The 19,533-nt window shown below is 34.5% G+C and carries 17 protein-coding genes; 1 reads left to right on the top strand and 16 read right to left on the bottom strand.

The genetic code is table 11. From position 1 onward, the window contains the following. Nucleotides 1–10: 10 nt before the first annotated feature. The 10 genes from BW731_RS00125 to tyrS all read right to left on the bottom strand — a co-directional run bounded on the left by BW731_RS00125 (nt 11) and on the right by tyrS (nt 11,099). The gene (locus tag BW731_RS00125) at nt 11–1,543 is read right to left on the bottom strand and encodes an ABC transporter permease (RefSeq protein ID WP_079344648.1); all 1,533 of its coding nucleotides are present in this window, start codon (nt 1,541–1,543) and stop codon (nt 11–13) included. Between the two features lie 177 nt (nt 1,544–1,720). Then, complete coding sequence (locus BW731_RS00130) at nt 1,721–3,502, bottom strand: ABC transporter ATP-binding protein (protein ID WP_079344650.1); 1,782 nt, start codon at nt 3,500–3,502, stop codon at nt 1,721–1,723. 59 nt (nt 3,503–3,561) lie between these two features. Next, a complete protein-coding gene (locus tag BW731_RS00135) occupies nt 3,562–5,253 on the bottom strand; it encodes an ABC transporter ATP-binding protein (RefSeq protein WP_079344652.1) in 1,692 nt (563 codons plus the stop codon). 85 nt (nt 5,254–5,338) lie between these two features. Then, nucleotides 5,339–5,569 carry a YneF family protein gene (locus BW731_RS00140; protein WP_071456925.1) on the bottom strand — a complete coding sequence of 77 codons (231 nt, stop codon included), beginning with the start codon at nt 5,567–5,569 and terminating at the stop codon, nt 5,339–5,341. A gap of 90 nt (nt 5,570–5,659) precedes the next feature. Further along, nucleotides 5,660–6,559, bottom strand: coding sequence for a deoxyribonuclease IV (locus BW731_RS00145; RefSeq protein ID WP_079344654.1), 900 nt, complete (start codon nt 6,557–6,559; stop codon nt 5,660–5,662). Between the two features lie 104 nt (nt 6,560–6,663). After that, nucleotides 6,664–7,317, bottom strand: coding sequence for an amino acid ABC transporter permease (locus tag BW731_RS00150; RefSeq protein ID WP_079344656.1), 654 nt, complete (start codon nt 7,315–7,317; stop codon nt 6,664–6,666). A gap of 16 nt (nt 7,318–7,333) precedes the next feature. Beyond that, the gene (locus tag BW731_RS00155; RefSeq protein ID WP_071456928.1) at nt 7,334–7,978 is read right to left on the bottom strand and encodes an amino acid ABC transporter permease; all 645 of its coding nucleotides are present in this window, start codon (nt 7,976–7,978) and stop codon (nt 7,334–7,336) included. Between the two features lie 20 nt (nt 7,979–7,998). Then, on the bottom strand, nt 7,999–8,667 hold the full coding sequence (locus BW731_RS00160) for a transporter substrate-binding domain-containing protein (protein ID WP_408645955.1): 669 nt from the start codon (nt 8,665–8,667) through the stop codon (nt 7,999–8,001). A gap of 137 nt (nt 8,668–8,804) precedes the next feature. Then, the gene (locus tag BW731_RS00165) at nt 8,805–9,536 is read right to left on the bottom strand and encodes an amino acid ABC transporter ATP-binding protein (protein WP_079344660.1); all 732 of its coding nucleotides are present in this window, start codon (nt 9,534–9,536) and stop codon (nt 8,805–8,807) included. Between the two features lie 300 nt (nt 9,537–9,836). Next, nucleotides 9,837–11,099 (bottom strand): tyrosine--tRNA ligase, encoded by a 1,263-nt coding sequence (gene tyrS, locus BW731_RS00170; protein ID WP_079344662.1) that lies wholly within the window; start codon nt 11,097–11,099, stop codon nt 9,837–9,839. Nucleotides 11,100–11,267: 168 nt separating this feature from the next. On the opposite strand from tyrS, the gene BW731_RS00175 reads away from it, so the two are divergent. Next, nucleotides 11,268–13,637 (top strand): transglycosylase domain-containing protein, encoded by a 2,370-nt coding sequence (locus tag BW731_RS00175; protein WP_408645865.1) that lies wholly within the window; start codon nt 11,268–11,270, stop codon nt 13,635–13,637. 49 nt (nt 13,638–13,686) lie between these two features. Here the strand turns inward: BW731_RS00175 and glyS are convergent, their stop codons facing one another. From glyS to ybeY, 6 genes are all read right to left on the bottom strand, one after another. Further along, nucleotides 13,687–15,762, bottom strand: coding sequence for a glycine--tRNA ligase subunit beta (glyS, locus tag BW731_RS00180; RefSeq protein ID WP_079344664.1), 2,076 nt, complete (start codon nt 15,760–15,762; stop codon nt 13,687–13,689). After that, nucleotides 15,755–16,660, bottom strand: a complete 906-nt coding sequence (gene glyQ, locus BW731_RS00185; RefSeq protein WP_071456933.1) for a glycine--tRNA ligase subunit alpha — start codon at nt 16,658–16,660, stop codon at nt 15,755–15,757. The genes glyS and glyQ overlap by 8 nt, the downstream gene beginning before the upstream one ends. A 243-nt stretch (nt 16,661–16,903) precedes the next feature. Then, nucleotides 16,904–17,707, bottom strand: a complete 804-nt coding sequence (gene recO / locus BW731_RS00190; RefSeq protein ID WP_079344666.1) for a DNA repair protein RecO — start codon at nt 17,705–17,707, stop codon at nt 16,904–16,906. Nucleotides 17,708–17,752: 45 nt separating this feature from the next. Continuing rightward, nucleotides 17,753–18,658, bottom strand: a complete 906-nt coding sequence (era, locus tag BW731_RS00195) for a GTPase Era (protein ID WP_079344668.1) — start codon at nt 18,656–18,658, stop codon at nt 17,753–17,755. Between the two features lie 15 nt (nt 18,659–18,673). Then, nucleotides 18,674–19,072, bottom strand: a complete 399-nt coding sequence (locus BW731_RS00200; RefSeq protein ID WP_198931950.1) for a diacylglycerol kinase family protein — start codon at nt 19,070–19,072, stop codon at nt 18,674–18,676. After that, on the bottom strand, nt 19,056–19,532 hold the full coding sequence (ybeY, locus tag BW731_RS00205) for an rRNA maturation RNase YbeY (protein ID WP_079344672.1): 477 nt from the start codon (nt 19,530–19,532) through the stop codon (nt 19,056–19,058). The genes BW731_RS00200 and ybeY overlap by 17 nt, the downstream gene beginning before the upstream one ends. Nucleotide 19,533 lies beyond the last annotated feature (1 nt).

Below are 19,533 nucleotides of genomic sequence, written 5' to 3' on the forward strand. Positions count from 1 at the left end.
TTAGACTCCTTTACATCATTATTTTCTTCGGATTGAGCCTCATAATGTAAACTAGAGGAACAATCGTAGATAGTAACACAACTATTAACCCAACGAGATAAAATAGAACAATGTAGGAAGGCGTTAATCTAATTTCATATGCACTAACAACATCATCTTCAGTTAGATTGATGTCGTTTATCGGGCTACCATAAATTATGGTATTATCCTCTGTCACATGATCGCTTTGTGTGGTCATCAATGAGTCAGAAAATCCTTTTGCTAGCAAATTACCAGAAAATACGGATAACGTCATCGCTACCAATGCTACTAACATTACTTCCACGACAATTTGTCCTACAACGTTGAGTCGCTTCTCTCCAAGAGACAAGTATATCCCTAATTCGTGTTTTCGATCTCTTAAGAACAGTATCGTTACTAACGTAATAATAAAAATAGACGCAATCACAGACACAATAAGCACGATACGAGAGATTTTCGCCATTCCTTTAATAGGACCAGCAATTGAATCAAACTGATCAGAACTTGCTTCTATTTTATAGTATCCTAACCCCTTATCTTTTAGAATTTGGTTTCCAAGCATTCGAAAGTCTTCAATGTCTTCAGGTTTGTTTAATACATATGTTGCTTGAATAGATGTATAAGAAAACTCTTTTAACACTGTGTCTTTGTCCATTACTTTTTCATTTTCATCTAAAAAATTATCAGGGAAACTATCATATGAAAATTCTAGCATTTCCTTTTGTGTTTTTTCGATGTAATCATTTGGTAAGTATATAGCATTTAACTTGTCATATAAATCAATGGTTTGATTCATTTTTTGATCCGTGTCTTTTTGAGTATTTCCTGTTGATTTTTTTTCTTTTATTTCTTTTACATCAAACAAACCAATAATTTCAATCGGATACTCTTTTGCTTTGGTTTCAGTCTCTGTGTCACCAGACCCTCCTTGACTAATATGCGTAACGAGTCGGTCAAACACCACTTTATCTCCTACATGAATGTTGTTTTCTTTTGCTACTTTATCCGAAATGATGGCAACAGCCGATCCCTTTTTAATTTCATCAGCATTGAAAGTTCGACCGTCTACTAAGCTAATCTTTTTAGATTGCTCATCAACAAGTTCTGGTCGACTCGCTCCCTTTATATCAAAATAAGAGATGCCTTCAAATTCACGCACATAACTATCATCTGAAGGCTGCACGTTTTTAATCTTTTTGGTTTGCATCATATCCGTAACTGAGTAGTCATAAAATTTCACTTGTTTTAACTGACCAATTTCTTTATAAACAGTTGTATCTGGCTCTTTGATGTCCAGTTCTTTTCCAGACTCTTCTATTTCTTGAATTTTATCTTCATTAAAAGATACCGTTGCATTGGCACCTAGTTGTGTTTTAATATTAGTCTCAACACCACGAGTTGCTTGTTGAATCGCAATCGCACCTGCCATTAAGTTTCCTAAAATAAATATCACTAAAAATAAAATGATCGATTTACCCTTTCTCCGCTGAATACTTAATAAGGCTCTTTTTAAAAAGTTCACTTTTTCACTTCCTTTTTAATAACTGTCTTATCAATCATTTTATCATCCTTTATTATAAAATTCATTAAAATTTAATTTTTTCATAAAAAATAATTCAAACTTTTATCACTACTCTCTCCTTTTGCTAATAAAAAAGATGGCAAAGCGTGTTGAAACGCCTTACCATCTTTAAAAAATTTATATTTGGTTATTTTGCAAACGATACATATCGTAGTATAACCCCTCTTTATCAATTAACTCATCATGCGTTCCTTTTTCAACAATATGACCTTTTTCAAGAACTAAAATAAGATTGGCATCTTTAATAGTAGACAATCTATGTGCAATGGCAATCGTCGTACGACCTTTACGCATTTTCTCTAATCCTTCTTGAATCAGTGTTTCGGTTTCAGTATCAATATTAGCAGTGGCCTCATCTAATACTAAAATCTTCGGGTCAGTAACGATTGTTCTGGCAAATGAAATCAACTGACGTTGGCCACTTGAAAAACTTGATCCGCCTTCCAAAACAGGTGCATGATACTTTTTAGGTAATGTCTCAATAAATTTATCCGCTTGAACAAATTTTGCCGCATGAACAATCTGCTCATCTGTAATCGCGCTATTTAACAATCTAATATTGCTTGAAATGTCACCATAAAACATAAACGCATCTTGTAAGACTAATCCCATTTTCTCACGTAATTCTTCCATTGGATAATCTTTGATATTCACATCATCAATTAAAATGTCACCATCATAAAACTCATAAAATCGCATCAGCACATTGATAATTGAACTTTTACCACTTCCAGTATGACCAACTAACGCCACTGTTTCACCTGGATTTGCGACAAAACTAATGTTATTTAATACGTTATGCTTTCCATCATAAGAAAAACTAACATCTCTGAACTCGATTTTTGCGTTTGTAATGGTTGCATTAGCTCCTTCATTTTGTTGTGGAACTAATTCTTCATGATCTAAAATACGCATAATTCGGCTTCCAGCAACAAGCCCATCTTGAAATGTACTTAAAAAGTCCATCATCTGTGTCATTGGATTAAAAAATTGTTGTACGTATGAAATAAACGCATAAATCATCCCAACTTCAACTAATGAGTTGAATGATTTAAACCCAAAGAACCCTAAAATCATCGCTGTTGCTAAAGCGAAAAGTAAGTTAATAATCGGTGCAAGAAGTAATGAATTGGTCCGAATCATGGCATACTTTGTTTTTAAGTATTCATTATTATTTTCTTCAAATTCTTCTTCAAGACGTTCTTCTTGTCTAAAGTATTGCACAATTTGCATACCTGAGATCGATTCATTTAATTTTGTGTTTAATTGACTTAATCTCTCACGCATGTTGCGGTAAATCTTTGAACTAAATTTTTGATAATACCAGATAATCACCAGTAATATCGGGAAAAAGATCAAACAAGCAAACATTAATTGCACATTAATTGTTGCCATGGCAATAAATGATGCCACGATACCAAATAACGCAGATAAAACCATCAAGAAAACTAACCAAAAATCAAATAACGTTTCAGTGTCATTTGTCACACGAGAAACAATTGATCCAGCAGGTGTCTGGTCAAAGTATCTCATGCCCATCATTTGTAGTTTTGAGAATAACTTAACGCGGATAGATTGGTATGTTTGCAATGAGCCTTTGTAATATAAAATCCACTGTCCAAACCATACAATAGCTTTAAATAACGTTCCTAAACCATAAAGGGCAGCGAAATATAAAATCGTCTGTGTCGTCACACTAGTATCTGTTAGATGATTATCCATAAACACTTGCAAAATTTTCGGCAAAATAATATTAACGACCGCAAGTAACACGGCAAATACTAATGAGCCGACAAAGTATTTTCTAAACGGTTTAGCAAAAGTTATCAAACGCTTAACGATTTCTTTTTGCTCTTTCATCGTAAACGACTTGGACCATGCTGATTGTTGTTCTTCCATTAGTTTAGCCCCCCTTCAATTTTTTGTTCAAGTTGTTGATGGTCATACATTTTCTTATACTAACCATTTAACGCAATCAACTCGTTATGGGTGCCTCGTTCGATGATTTTTCCTTCATCAATCACAATGATTTCTTTTGCATGTTTTACACTACTTAATCTATGAGTCGTGATAATCGTTGTTTTATTTTGTCTTGTTTCTTTCAAACTAGATAATATTAATTCCTCTGTTTTAGCATCAACAGCAGATAACGCATCATCTAAAATTAATAATTCTGGTTCTGTTAATAGGGCTCGTGCAATCGAGATACGTTGTTTTTGACCACCTGAAAGAGAGACACCACGTTCTCCAACCATTGTGTCATAACCATGACTAAATCCCATAATATCATCATGTACAGCAGCTTGTTTAGCAATCGTTTCGACTAATTCTTGCGATGCTTTTGGGCGACCAAATCGAATATTATCTCTTACTGTCATCGAAAACAGGAAATGATCTTGTGGCACATAACCAATCGAATGAAGTAGTGCATCTAATGTATAATGTTGTAATTTGTTACCACCAAATACTATTTCACCATCATAATCATCGTATTCACGCATTAACAGTTTTAGTAATGTTGTTTTCCCTGATCCAGTTTTACCAACTATTCCAAGAGTATCTCCCTCATGTAAGGTAAAATCTATATTTTCTAATGCTGTTACCTCATCACCTGGGTAATTAAATTTGTCTACGTGATAATGGATATCTCCTTTTGCTGGCTGAGATACACCTGTTTTCATTTCTATAATCGCTGACTTTTCACTTAATAATTCATTAACACGGTCATAACTTGCATTCCCTCGTTGCAAAATGTTGAAGAAACGCCCGATTGCGAACATTGGCCAAACCAACATTCCAATATAGTTAAAAAATGAGATTAACTGCCCAATTGAAATACTTCCAGTTTTAACTAAGTAGCCACCTAGTGAAATCGAAATAATGTAACTTAACCCAATAATAATTGTAATCAGTGGATCAAATAATGCATCTAAAAAGTTGACGCGATTATTTTTTCTAACAGAGTAATCCACTTTTTCTTTAAAATCTTCTATTTCTTCTTTTTCTTGTCCAAAAGTTTTAATCACTTTTATCCCAGTAATTGTTTCTTGTGTTTTATCATTTAATCTTGAAAACGCATCTTGTGACTCTTTAAATGCTGCATGTAACTTGTCTCCAAGTTTACTAGATAACACAGCAAGTAGTGGAAACGGTAGTAACGCTAGTAATGTTAAACGCCAATCAATGAAAATAATCATCGCAATCACCGTTATAGCTCCTGTAATAAACGCATCAGCAAAGGTTAAAATCCCTCCACCGGCCACGTTTTGGATGGCGTTTAAGTCATTTGTGGCATGTGCCATTAAATCTCCTGTACGATAACGTTGATAAAACGTTTGGTCCATCTGCGTAAAATGATGGAACAATCTTTTTCTCATACGTTTTTCTAATCTAGCTGCACCACCCCAGATGTGTGTTCGCCACACATAACGCAATAAATACACCACGATAGCCGCTAATACTAATAATCCAACCCAAAACATTAATTTTTGAACGGTTAATGTTTTATCAGCAATAGAGTCCACGACAATCCCAATCACTCTCGGCGGTAATAATTGAATGATAGCAACTAAAATTAATGCCCCTACACCGATAATGTAGTTTTTCTTTTCTTCTTTGAAAAACCAAGCTAATTTTTTAAAAACGCTCAAGTTGTTCACTCCTTTTGACCATAAAAAAACAGGTGCGAAAAAGCACCCGTTTTTTATGTTTTTTATTCATTCCAAAACAAAACAACTATTTTTTCTTCTTGTTGTTTTGAGCTGTCATGTTTTGCATCATTTGACGTATTTTCTTCTCTGACGGTTTTTGACCCATCTGTGACATCATCATACGCAACATATCCTCATTAACGGGAGGATTTTTCTGTAATTGATCTTCAAATGTTTTCTTTGCTAAAAAGAATCCACCGACTGCTCCTAAAATTAGGGCAATAATAATGAATAAAATAGCTAATCCAGTATTCATCTTTTCGACGCTCCTTCCTCCAATTAATCTACTCCACAATAATCAATTGTACTAGAAAATAACGTCAATGAAAAGACTCTTTTAACAAATTTAGGCATTATTTTCAATATCTATTAACAAATTAGGATTAAATTCTCCTTTTTTCAACATTTTAATCTCATGATAGTATGGTGCTTTGGCTGTTTTTTTATCTTCACCTACAAAAGGTGTTTCTAAAATTTTCGGTAACTCTGTTAATTGGTCGTGATGAACCACATAATTTAATGCATCAAACCCAATTGTCCCAAAGCCAATATTAGCATGACGGTCTTTATGTGAGCCTTGATCGTTTTTAGAATCATTGACATGAATGACTTTTAATCTGTCCAAACCAATGATTTTGTCAAACTCTTCTAACACACCATCAAAATCTTCACGTACATTATAACCCGCATCGTTAATGTGACATGTATCTAGAGTGACAGATAATTTATCGTTATGTGTTACACCATCAATAATACGTGCGATTTCCTCAAATGAACGACCGATTTCTGTTCCTTTTCCCGCCATCGTTTCTAGCGCAATCTGTGGTGTTTGATCACTTGTTAACACTTCATTTAATCCTTTAATAATTTGGTTAATCCCCGCATCAACTCCCGCTCCAACATGGGCACCAGGATGCATTGTTATTTGTGTTGCACCAATAGCTGACACACGTTCAATTTCTTGACGTAAAAAGTCAATGGCAAACCCAAAGTTTTGTGGTTTCGTTGTGTTACCAAGATTGATGATATAAGGAGCGTGTACCACTATTTTATTCATGTCTAAATCATGTTGAAGCATAAATTCTCGACCTGCTTCAATATTTAACTCTTCAATTGGTTTTCTTCGTGTATTTTGTGGTGCCCCTGTATAAATCATAAAAGTTGATGCACCATATTCTGCTGATTGTTTTGCTGACCCTAACAGCATCTCTTTTCCACTCATACTAACATGAGACCCTAATAACATAAAATAATTCCTCATTTCTATTAACTTACTTTATAGATTGTAGCGTTTTATCGAATTGACTACAAGATTATTGCCTAAAAAAATAACCGAACAAATTCGTTCGATTATTTTTGATAATTTAATTCAAATCGTTTCGCAAAAAGCGATAGTGAGTAGCAAATGGCAAAATAACACACTGTCATGATGATGAACATCACCAATACTGTACTAGGGTATTGGGCATAAATAATTTTAGAATTGTGTGTCAACTCTGGTAACGAAATCACAACTGCTAACGATGTATCACGAATTAACGAAACAAACTGGCTAACAAGCGGAGGAACCATCAATTTAATCCCCTGTGGTAATACAATATAATACATTGTTTGAGCAATATTAAGACCAGTTGAACGACCCGCTTCCATTTGTCCTTTAGGTACAGCTTCAATACCACCTCGAATAATTTCAGATAGCATTGCTGATTCAAAAATCGTCAATGCCACAACCGCTGACCAAAAAATACTAAACTGTATACCAATTTGAGGCAACGCAAAATACGTAAAGAATATAATTAAAAGTAATGGTAAATTTCTGATGATATCAATGATAAGTCCAACTATTTTGGATAAGTACGGTATGCGTAAAAATCGGATAACACCTAAAATCCCACCAATGATAAAACTAAAAATAATCGAAATAACCGCTACTTCGAGAGTTACTAATAACCCATCAAAAATAAAACGTAAATTAGGTAATGTCAAAGCTTGAGCAAAATTCATTTCTTTCACTCCTTTCTTAATTTGTTGCAACGCGTGTTTCAATATATCGCATCAAATACGACAACGGCATCGTCATCAGTAGATAAATGAGGCCAATTAATGTATAAGTGCCTAACGTATTAAACGTTTCACTGGCAATCAAGTCACCGGTATACATAAGATCTGCTCCTGTAACCATAGCTAAAATAGACGAATTTTTAACTAAATTGATAAATTGATTCCCCAATGAAGGCAACGCTACCTTAAATGCTTGGGGTAACACGATATAGTACATAATTTGGAAATAATTTAAGCCTGAAGACATTCCTGCTTCTTTTTGACCCGTTGATACAGCTTCAATACCTGATCGAACCGTATCCGCAATAAAAGCTGATGTATATAGTGTTAAGCCGATGGTACCTGATGTGATTCCATTAAATTTAAATCCATACAACGGTAATACAACAAAGAAAAACATTACCACAATTAATAAAGGAATATTACGGAAAAAATTAACGTAGATATTGCCAATTCGTCGAATCCATTTTTTTGTGGCTACTTGCATCATGGCTGTTATGGTTCCAATAATCAAACTACCAATTAACGCAATCAAGCTGGCTGTCAATGTTACTTTTAGTCCAGATAAAATATCTTGATGATAAGTATTCCAAATTTCTAACATAGTCTCAACTCCTTTATCTTTTAGTCTTTAATCCATTTTTTATATATCTTGTCATAGGTGCCATCTTTTTTCATGTCTGATAACAAGCGATTGACTTCATTTACTAAGTCTGTTTGCCCTTTATTAAACGCAATTCCATATGGTTCCTCAGTAAAATTACCACCAACTAATTCATAATCAGGGTTTTCAGATGCCATACCTAAAAGGATGCTATTATCTGTTGTCATCGCATCGCCTTGACCAGATTGAAGAGCCGTAAACGCTTCAGCATAGTTTTCTAATTCTAAAACTGTCACATCAGGGGCTTTTTTCCTCACGTTTACAGCTGAAGTAGATCCTTTTACTGCTAAAACTATTTTCCCTGCTTTTAAATCATCAATACTTTTTATGTCGCTACCTTTTTTAACTAAAAGAGATTGTCCCGCATCAAAATAAACATCTGAAAAATCCACTTGTTTTTTACGCTCGTCACTAATGGTCATAGTGGCAATAATCGCATCAATGTTTCCATTTTTCAAAAGAGGGATTCTTGTTTTTGATGTCACCTCAACAAATTCTGCTTTCTTTTCATCACCTAACAGACGTTTAGTGATTTCTTTTGCGATATCAATATCCAATCCTTCTACTTCTCTTTTTTCTATATTCATCAAACCAAATAATTTGGTGTCATACTTGACTCCCCAAATCATTTTATCGTTCTCTTTGATTTTATCTAACACATTTGATTCAGAAATACTTTTTGCCCCACAAGCTCCAAGTAAAAAAACGAAAGAAAGCATCATTAACATCAATAAACCACGATAAACTTTTTTCATATTGCTCCCTCCTAATGACTAATAATTTTACTTAAAAATTGTTTCGCTCTTTCATCTTGTGGATCATCAAAAAAGGCTTCTGATTCGCGATCTTCTAGTACTTCTCCATCAGCCATAAAAATGACTCTATCCGCTACTTCTCTGGCAAATCCCATCTCATGAGTTACCACAACCATCGTCATACCAGACTCTTTTGCTAGAGACTTCATAACGTCCAATACTTCTCCAACCATCTCTGGGTCAAGTGCTGACGTTGGTTCATCAAATAACATATAATCAGGTGTCATAGCTAAACTTCTTGCAATAGCCACACGTTGTTGTTGACCTCCTGACAATTGTGAGGGATACGACTCTTTTTTATCTAACATGCCAACTCTTTCTAATAAACGCTCAGCACGTTCATTTGCTGCTTGCTTATCTAGACCCAATACTTTTATTGGTGCTAACGTAACGTTTTCTAAAACCGTCATATTTGCATATAAGTTAAATTGTTGGAATACCATCCCTAGATTTTTTCTGACATCATTTAAATTCGTTTTTGGATCAAAAATATTCGTTCCATCTACTATTAATTCGCCCGTTGTGATATCTTCAAGTGCATTGATACAACGTAACATGGTACTTTTCCCTGAACCAGAAGGGCCTAGCACAACAACAACCTCACCTGTCTCAATGCTTAAATTAATATTTTTCAACGCATGAAACTCACCATAATACTTTTCTACATTTTTAAATGTAATCATTGTTAAAAACCCCTTTCTTATAACATCATGATAAATAACATTCTTCTCTCATTAAAACCTAATGTTATTCTATTAAGAACTAATTATATACTCAAAACTTAACAGTTGTAAAGGTTTCTTAAATGAAAATTTCTGAAAAAATTATTAAAAACGTTGTATTTAGAGAAACAATTTATCCTATTAAGAACAATAAATAATAAAATTTACAAGTTATGTTGCAACCTATCCACTTCATTATGGACAGATAAAAAAGCTAAAAAAATGATGTTATGCATCATTTTTTTAGCTAATTTAAAAACCTTAAAATGTTAAAAGGAAATATTTTTTCTTACCACGACGAACCACAATAAATGAGTTCTCGATTTTATCTTTATCTGATAAAACATAGTCTAGGTCTTGGATTCTATCGCCGTTAATGTAAATAGCACCATTTTGGACATCTTCACGTGCTTGACGTTTTGACGATTCAATACCAGAGTTGACTAGTAATTCAACAAGGTTTAAATCATCATTAGCTGAGACATCATAACTAGGAACATCTTTAAATCCTTGTTTAATTTCTTCAGCTGTTAATTCCTTGATGTCACCACTAAACAGTGCTTTAGAAATTCTAACAGCTTGTTCGTAAGATTTTTCACCATGAACAAGTGTTGTCACTTCTTTAGCCAACGCTTTTTGAGCTGCTCTTTCATGAGGTGCCTCATTAAATTCTTTTTCAATCTCAGCAATTTTATCTAGTGATAAAAATGTAAAGTATTTTAAGAATTGGACCGCATCACGATCATCTGTATTTAACCAAAATTGATAAAATTCATAAGGAGATGTTTTATCTGCATCTAACCAAACCGCATTTCCTTCTGTTTTACCAAATTTTGTACCATCTGCCTTTTTAATTAGTGGCATCGTTAATCCGTATCCTTGAACTTCTTTTTCACGGCGTAATAACTCAATTCCTGAAGTGATATTTCCCCACTGATCACTTCCACCTAATTGAAGTTTTACTCCTTCAGTCTCATATAATTTTAGAAAGTCATAAGCTTGCAGTAATTGGTAGGCAAATTCAGTATATGAAATACCTGTTTCAATACGACGCTTCACACTTTCTTTACTCATCATATAGTTAATTGTAAAGTTTTTACCCACATCTCTTAAAAAGTCAATCAATGTCATACTAGTTAACCAATCAGCATTATTAGCTAAAATTGCAGGATTTGTTTTATCATCAAAATCAATAAAACGAGACAATTGATTTTTAAGACTATTAGCCCATGATTCAACAATTTCAGTAGAATTTAAACTACGTTCTGCATCTTTAAATGATGGGTCACCAATCATACCCGTTCCCCCACCAACAAGTGCTACTGGCACGTGTCCTTGTTCTTGAAATCGTTTTAAGGTTAATACTGGTAATAAATGACCGATGTGTAAACTATCTGCTGTCGGATCAAAACCAATATACAACTTAACAGACTCTTCATTCAATAATTCTTCTAATGCTTGTTCGTCAGTCATTTGATAGACGAGACCACGATCCTTTAATTCTGATAAAAAATTCGTTGTCATATTAGTTCCTCCTTAATTTTATTCATCTTTAATCTTAACCTATTCAAATCATAAAAGAAAGATGAAAACGTCATTTTTATCTTATAAAATCAAAACAATTTGACTAAGTATAATGATTAATTGTAAAATAATATAATTGAGCATATTAATATAAGATGAGGTGATACATTGAATGAGGATAATCAGTTTGACCCCTCTAACGAATTGAACAGTCAAGTTCCCGAACAATTGGACACACAAGCACCTGAACCCAATAGCAAACACGATTGGCCATTTGTCCTAAATGTGACATATCGCGTCATTCGCTCTCTCATGTTATTACTTATCGTTGTTGTACTAGCTGTTGCAACGTTAGGTGTTGGAACCGGTATAGGATACTTTGCCTCACTAGTCAAAACGGTAGATGTTCCAAAACCAGATGACCTTATAAAAAAAATCTCTAATTTGGATCAACAATCAAATATGACTTATGCAGACGGATCACAAATTGCTGTTATTCAATCCGATTTAATCAGAACAAACGTCTCTTCTGATAGCATTTCGGACTTTATAAAAGAAGCCTTGATATCAACTGAGGATGAGAACTTTTTTAAACATAAAGGAATCGTTCCAAAAGCCATTGCTCGTGCAACGATTTCTGATGTCATAGGTATTGGTAATAAATCTGGTGGTTCAACAATTACGCAACAGCTTGTCAAACAGCAAGTTTTAACTAATGAAACATCTTATCGTAGAAAAGCATCCGAGATTGTACTAGCCTTAAAAACAGAGAAAATCATGTCAAAAGATGAGATTTTAAGTTCCTACTTGAATGTATCCCCATTTGGGCGAAACAATCATGGTGAAAACATTGCTGGTATTGAGGAAGCTGCTTTAGGTATATTTGGTGTTCATGCCAGTGATGTGACACTTCCACAAGCTGCCTTTTTAGCAGGATTACCGCAAAGCCCTATTGAGTATTCACCTTACACCAATGACGCACAACTAAAAGAAGACTTAAGTGCTGGATTGAATCGAAAAAATGACGTGTTATTCAATATGTATCGTGAAAAAATTATCACAAAAGATGAATACGAAGCAGCTAAAGGGTATGATTTGAAGCAAGATTTTCTCAAACCAGAACCAAAAGCAGAAAATGATAATGGCTTTTTATACAACTATATTTATGACGAAGCCACGCGTGTGTTAATGCCTAGCTACTATGAAGCAGACGGGTATACTGAAGCCGACATTAATGAGTCGAAACAATTATTCGATCAATACTTTGAACGCGTGAAAAAAGATATTGCTCGTTCTGGTTATACGATTCATTCTACTATTGATAAGACAACACATAATGCCATGCAAGAAGCAGTTAATAACTTTGGGTACTTACTTGATGACGGCAGCGGAAAATTGCTCGAAACTGGTAGTGTCTTGATGGATAATCAAACTGGACGAATCTATGGGTTTATTGGTGGACGAGATTACAATCAAAATCAAAATAATCATGCCTTCCAAACAAGACGCTCACCTGGCTCTACGATGAAACCTATTTTAGCTTATGCTCCTGCTATTGATAATGGGATTATCGGTTCAGAATCAAAACTTTCTGACTACCCATTGAAATACAAAAATGGTCAAGAAGTAAAAAATTATTCTGATAAGGGGAGTAATTCGTTCAAATCAGTCAGAGAAGCGTTAAAATGGTCGTTGAATATTCCTGTTGTGAATCTTTACAATGATATGCTTCAAAGCATTGATCCTAAACAGTATTTTGACAAAATGAATATTGGACTTAACCCAGATGAATATTACCGAGAATCAATCCCTCTTGGAGGAACGGATCATGGTATGACTGTATTAGAAGAAACTGAAGCCTATGCCACTTTGGCAAATAAAGGGGTATATAATAAAGGGTATTCTATTGATAAAATCACCAATGAAAAAGGTGACGTGATTTATGAGCATAAACAAGAACCTAATCAAGTCTTTAAACCTGCCACTGCCTCAATCATGAATGACATGATGAGAGACGTATTAAAAAGTGGTACCGGGCAACCTGCTCAAGACGCACTCAAATCTGTTAATCCAACACTAGCTAAAGCAGACTGGGTTGGAAAAACGGGTACTTCTGAAAACGAACAAGATTATTGGTTTACAGCTTCAACACCTGGTGTGACAATGAGTAGTTGGATTGGCTATGATGATAACACCCAAATGAACTCTACTTGGAACAAACAAAACATGGTGTACTGGGCTTATATGACTAATTATGTTTACCAAAGAAATCCAGATGTTTTCAAAGCATCTGATAAATTTACCCTAGATCCTTCAGTGAAAAAAGAAAAAGTGGTTGAATTTACCGGTGAAAAAGTTGGGGTCGTTAAAGTTGATAATCAACAAATTAACCTAAAAGGGTCTAAAGAAATTGATAGCCTATATGCAACTGATGGACCAAAAGATAGCGTCTTTAAGTTTGGTATTGGTGGAACCGATGCTAATTATAAGGATGCTTGGAAAACATTTAGTAAACCTGCAACAAACAAACGTAAATAAATACATAAAAAAAGAGTGATAGCTTATTTTTAAGCCTCACTCTTTTTTGTTATTTCACAATCAGACGATCTAAACTAGCAAATGATAATGCAATATTTGCAATAGTACGTAATTGATTTAAACGATTTGTTCGAACTTCGTCATTATCAACCATCACCATTGTATCTTCAAAATAAGCTTCGATTAATGGGTTTAACTGACGTAATTCCTCATATAATTCATTTAACGTCAACTCACCCACTTTTTTAGAAACGGATGCGATGGCATCATATAATTTTTTCTCTGATTCATTTTCAAATAAATCAGGATTTACTGCACCTATTTCGTTATCTTCCACTTTATTTGATAAATTGATGACACGTGTCAACGACTCAATTGTTGGTCTAAAGTCCGATTCCGCTGCATGACTTTCTAGAATATCAGCCGTTTCAAACATGGTATGCAAGTTTTCTTGGCGACTTTCTAAAACTGCTTCGATGATATCATGGCGAATTTTTTTACCACTAAACCATTGTTTCATACGACCTTTAATGAATTCTGTTAGCACTTCTTCATCTGAGTCAATACTTAAACCAAAACGTTCAATGTCTTCATTAATTAATTCTTTCATTTGTTGTTGTAAACGAACGATTGGGAAATCCCATCCTTTCGATTCGATAATACGGATAATACCATAAGCTTGTCTTCTAAGTGCATATGGGTCATTTGATCCTTTAGGCATAAGTCCAACAGCAAAAAATGATAATAACGTATCAGACTTGTCTGCAATAGCTAAGACAGCCCCCACATTACTTTCAGGTAACTCGCCATCACTTGATTTAGGTAAATAATGCTCGCGAATCGCTTGAGCTACACCTTTACTTTCACCTTTAATTGTTGCATATTTTTCCCCGATTAATCCTTGTAACTCTGGAAACTCATCTACCATTAATGTGACCAAATCAAACTTATAAATTTGAGCAGCACGTTCTAAATCTTTCATCTCTGTGTCAGATAGACCAACTGATGTTCCAATTAATCTTGAAATCACAGAAACACGTTGCATTTTTTCATACATTGACCCAATTTTTTCATGGAATGTGACTGATTTTAGTTTTTCGACATAATCAGCAATAGATGATTTCAAATCTTCTTCATAGAAAAATTCTGCATCTTCCAAACGAGCTTGAAGAACTTTTTCATTTCCTTTTCGAACGTTATCAAGATAGTCGGAGTTACCATTTCGTACAGAGACAAAATGATTTAGTAAGTTTCCTTCTGAATCTAGGACTTCAAAATAACGTTGGTGTTCTTTCATCGACGTAATTAAAACTTCTGAAGGTAATGATAAGTAGTTTTTCTCAAAGTTTCCAACAAAAACAGTTGGGTATTCAACAAGATTAACGACTTCTTCTAATAAATCGGCATCTTGAGGAATTGTCCATTGATTTGCTTCTTCTATATCATTGATTTGTTTACTAATTTTGTCTTGACGAATCACTGGATTAACAATCACAAACTGTTCTTCCAAAGCTGTTTCGTAATCAGATGAGTGATTAATTGTCGCAACTTTTCCTAAGAAACGATGTCCACGAGAGGTGTTTGAGCTGTTAATGCCAAACAATGACATAGGGATAATGTTATCTTCAAGTAACGCCACTAACCAATGTACTGGACGGATAAAGCGGTAGTTTCCTTCTCCCCATGTCATACTGATTGGAAACGTTAAATGAGCAGCGACATCTGTTAAGCCTGGTAAAATCGTTTCAACAGGTTGGCCTTCAATAAATTTATCAACAAAGACATACTCAACATCTTTAATTGTTTCAACATATAAATCATCAGTTGTTGCCCCTTGACCTTTAGCAAACCCAATGGCTGCTTTTGTCCAATTACCGTCCGCATCTTGTGCGATTTTTTTTGCAGGTCCTTTTGCTTTTTCTTCTATGTTTTCTTGTTTATCAGCTAATCCATTTACACGAATAGCAAAACGTCTTGGTGTAGAAAACACTTCAATATTATCAAATGACACACGGTGTTCATTCAAGTAATCTGCTGCTTTTTTGGCAAATTGTTTTGATGTTGGAGTGACTAAATGAGCTGGTACTTCTTCCAACCCGACTTCTAATAAAAATTGTTTACTCATGAATATCCTCCTCCACTGATTCTTTTAATAATGGGAAACCTAATTTCTCACGTTCTTCAACAAACCCTTTAGCTAACGCTCTAGCCATATTACGAATTCTTGCTAAATAACCCGCACGTTCTGTAACAGATACGGCTCCTCTAGCGTCAAGTAAGTTAAACATGTGACTACATTTTAATACATAATCATACGCAGGATGAATTAATCCTAATTCAATGGCACGTTTTGCTTCGTTTTCATAACTGTTAAATAAGTTTAATAATAACTCTTGGTCACTTTGTTCAAATGAATACACTGAATGCTCATATTCAGGTTGCACAAAAATCTCACCGTATTTAACACCTTTCGTCCACTCTAAATCATAGACACTTTCAACTTCTTGAATGTAAGAAGCCAAACGTTCTAATCCATATGTAATTTCTGATGTAACAGGTTTACACTCTAATCCACCCACTTGTTGGAAATAAGTAAACTGAGTGATTTCCATGCCGTCTAACCAAACTTCCCAACCTAATCCAGCACAACCCATAGAAGGATTTTCCCAGTTATCTTCAACAAAACGAATGTCATGTTGTAATGGGTCAATGCCTAATACTTTCAAACTATCCAAATATAATTCTTGGATATTTTCTGGTGAAGGTTTCATCACGACTTGGAATTGATGATGTTGATACAAACGGTTTGGGTTATCTCCATATCTTCCGTCTGCAGGACGACGTGATGGTTCAACGTATGCTGCGTTCCAAGGCTCTGGACCAATCGCACGTAAAAAAGTATATGGACTCATTGTTCCGGCCCCTTTTTCCGTGTCGTAGGCTTGCATTAACATACAGCCTTGATTTGACCAATAATTTTGTAGAGCTAAAATCATTTCTTGTATGGTTAATTTTTGACTCATTGTTTCTCCTCCTATTTTTTTACATAATAAAAAGTCCCTATGCTTGATAAACATATCAAACATAGGGACGACTATTCGCGGTTCCACCCTACTTCCGTTTTCACGGCAGCTTCATTTTAAAACACTCCAGAATGCCTTCAAGATGATGTCTAATATTTGGCTTACACTCTCCCAAACTCGCTTTCATTAGCTCACTCAACTTTACTTAGTTCTTTCAACGTGTCTATCTAAGTTGTCTTTATTTTAATTGGTATTGTCTTGTTTGTCAATTTTGTTTTCTCTTTTTGGCATCATTTCCTTCCAATTTTGCATATCATCAATAAATTTTTTACTTTTTAGATGCAAGCCAACGTATTCTTCATAGATGGAATCAATCACTTGTCTAATGTATTGTTTCGTCTCGTCAGACAAGTTGATGCTTTTAATCTGTTCAAAACTAATATGATTAAATAATCGAATAAAATGCAATGCTCTTGGTGAGTAGTGAAACCTTCGATCATCCATTGACCAATGCTTTTGGCACAACACCCCGTGATATTTATCAGAAAAATCAAATGGTTCCTCTTGACTACCACAAATGGCACACGATGAAAAATTAAGTTGTATGCCAAAACGTTGAAGCAATTGGATTTCAAAAATATTGGTGATTATTTCGGCATCATAGCCCTCATCTATCAGGGTTAGTGAGTCTTTGATAAAACCAAATAAAAACGGATCATAGACATTATCGTCAATGGCAGCATCACTTAGATTCAAGATATAAGTAGCATAGGCTGATAAAAAAATATCCTGTTGAATCGCAAAAAAAGGATGAATGTCTTTGGCAGAGTTTAAAAAAGAGAGCCCTTCCTCTTTCAAATCACCAATGTAATTGGCTTGAGTAAAGGGTTGGATGGCTGAATTAATTTGACTGTTCTTTTTATTCGCGTGACGCACAAAAAACATGCGTTTGCCACTTGATTCAGTAAAAATCTTAACAAGTTTATCACTCTCACGATAATTCCTTGAAAAAAGAACAATCCCATTAACCTCTTGTGGTCCTCTCAATTTGCCACCTCCTTAAATGAATAAAAAACATGGAAAAATCCATGTTTAATAATCTGTTTCTCTGTATCCATAATTTTGTAAATCACGACGTTTATCACGCCAATTTTTTTGTACTTTGACCCACAATTCTAAGAAGACTTTATCACCTAAAAGGTTCTCAATATCTTTACGACTTTTCGTTCCGATATTTTTAAGCATTTTACCACCTTTACCAATGATAATACCTTTTTGGCTATCGCGTTCCACTATGATTGTGGCTTGAATATGAATTTTATCATGATCATCACGTTTCATACTTTCTGTTACGACCGCTACAGAATGAGGCACTTCTTGTTCTGTTAATTGTAAGACTTTCTCACGAATAAGTTCTGACACGATAAAATACTCCGGATGGTCAGTGACTTGATCATCTGGGAAAAACTGTGGCCCTTCTGGCATATCATTTACTAGTGTTTCTAATAAGTGTTCTACATTATTTCCTTCTGTTGCCGAGATTGGGACGATTTCTTTAAAATCAAGTTCTTGACGGTAATCATCAATAATCGGTAACAATTCATCTGGATGCACGGTATCAATTTTATTAATGACTAGATATACAGGAGCATCTGCTTTTTTCAATCGTTCGATGATAAAGTCATCACCACGACCTCTTGGCATATCTGCACTCACCATAAAGATAATGGCATCGACTTCACGTAACGCACTATAGGCTGTTTCTACCATGAAATCACCTAATTTATTTTTAGGTTTATGAATTCCTGGCGTATCAATAAACACAATTTGTGCTTCTTTTGTGGTATAAATTCCTTGAATTTTATTTCGTGTTGTTTGAGCTTTATTACTCATAATCGCAATTTTTTGAGCCACAATACGATTTAATAAGGTTGATTTCCCAACGTTTGGTCTTCCGACGATTGCGACAAATCCTGATTTAAAATTTTGTTCTGACATTCAATTTATCCTTTCTTAACGACCTACTAAAAATGATATTATTTTAGGTAGGAAGATGATCATCCCCACAAATAAAGCAAAAAAGGCACTGAGTAACACCATTCCGGCAGCCATGTCTTTTACTTTTTTCGCCAAAGGATGATACGTTTTATTTGTTACTAAATCAACTAATACTTCAAATGCTGTATTGGTCATTTCAGCCATCAATACTAACACAATCGCACAAATTAACCATAGCCATTCAGCGATTGAAATGTGACAGAAAACACCTAGTATAACCGCACTGAGTCCTAACAACATATGATACTTCATGTTTCGTTCTTCTTTTATCACAGTCTTTAATCCATATAATGCATGAGTTAAAGACTGGATAAAACGTCGATTTTTCTCAGTTTGTTTATCGTTCCAAGCCATACGCATCTAAAATCTTTCTCTGTAAATCAAACATCTCTTTCTCATCTTCTGGTGTCATATGGTCATATCCATTAAGATGCAAAAATCCATGAATCGTTAAAAAACCAAGTTCTCTATCAAATGAATGGGCATATTCTTCTGCTTGTTCTTTCGTTCGATCAACAGAAATGAATAAGTCCCCAATATTTCTTGGTAAACCAAGTTCTTCTAAATCAAATTCAAAACCTGATAAATCATCTTCTTCTAATGCAAAACTGATTACATCAGTCGGACGATCTTTTTGACGATGCTCTTTGTTGATTTGATGAATTTCTTCATCATCGACAAACGTTACTGACATTTCCGTATTTTCTGGTAGATTAATGACTTCTTGTTTCGCTGCAAAATCTATAATCGTTGAAACCAAGTTTAATTGTTCGTCTGTAAGTGTGTTCGTTTTATCAAGGAGTACCAAATCCATT

Origin of the sequence: Vagococcus martis (genome assembly GCF_002026305.1) — a bacterium.
Classification (GTDB): domain Bacteria; phylum Bacillota; class Bacilli; order Lactobacillales; family Vagococcaceae; genus Vagococcus; species Vagococcus martis.

What these genes read in the sequence shown, in the direction of transcription:
- BW731_RS00130 (WP_079344650.1), bottom strand. Translation starts at nt 3,502, where the DNA reads ATGGAAGAACAACAATCAGCATGGTCCAAGTCGTTTACGATGAAAGAG.
- BW731_RS00140 (WP_071456925.1), bottom strand. Translation starts at nt 5,569, where the DNA reads ATGAATACTGGATTAGCTATTTTATTCATTATTATTGCCCTAATTTTA.
- BW731_RS00145 (WP_079344654.1), bottom strand. Translation starts at nt 6,559, where the DNA reads ATGTTATTAGGGTCTCATGTTAGTATGAGTGGAAAAGAGATGCTGTTA.
- BW731_RS00150 (WP_079344656.1), bottom strand. Translation starts at nt 7,317, where the DNA reads ATGAATTTTGCTCAAGCTTTGACATTACCTAATTTACGTTTTATTTTT.
- BW731_RS00155 (WP_071456928.1), bottom strand. Translation starts at nt 7,978, where the DNA reads ATGTTAGAAATTTGGAATACTTATCATCAAGATATTTTATCTGGACTA.
- BW731_RS00160 (WP_408645955.1), bottom strand. Translation starts at nt 8,667, where the DNA reads ATGATTTGGGGAGTCAAGTATGACACCAAATTATTTGGTTTGATGAAT.
- BW731_RS00165 (WP_079344660.1), bottom strand. Translation starts at nt 9,536, where the DNA reads ATGATTACATTTAAAAATGTAGAAAAGTATTATGGTGAGTTTCATGCG.
- tyrS (WP_079344662.1), bottom strand. Translation starts at nt 11,099, where the DNA reads ATGACAACGAATTTTTTATCAGAATTAAAGGATCGTGGTCTCGTCTAT.
- glyS (WP_079344664.1), bottom strand. Translation starts at nt 15,762, where the DNA reads ATGAGTAAACAATTTTTATTAGAAGTCGGGTTGGAAGAAGTACCAGCT.
- glyQ (WP_071456933.1), bottom strand. Translation starts at nt 16,660, where the DNA reads ATGAGTCAAAAATTAACCATACAAGAAATGATTTTAGCTCTACAAAAT.
- era (WP_079344668.1), bottom strand. Translation starts at nt 18,658, where the DNA reads ATGTCAGAACAAAATTTTAAATCAGGATTTGTCGCAATCGTCGGAAGA.
- BW731_RS00200 (WP_198931950.1), bottom strand. Translation starts at nt 19,072, where the DNA reads ATGGCTTGGAACGATAAACAAACTGAGAAAAATCGACGTTTTATCCAG.
- ybeY (WP_079344672.1), bottom strand. Translation starts at nt 19,532, where the DNA reads ATGGATTTGGTACTCCTTGATAAAACGAACACACTTACAGACGAACAA.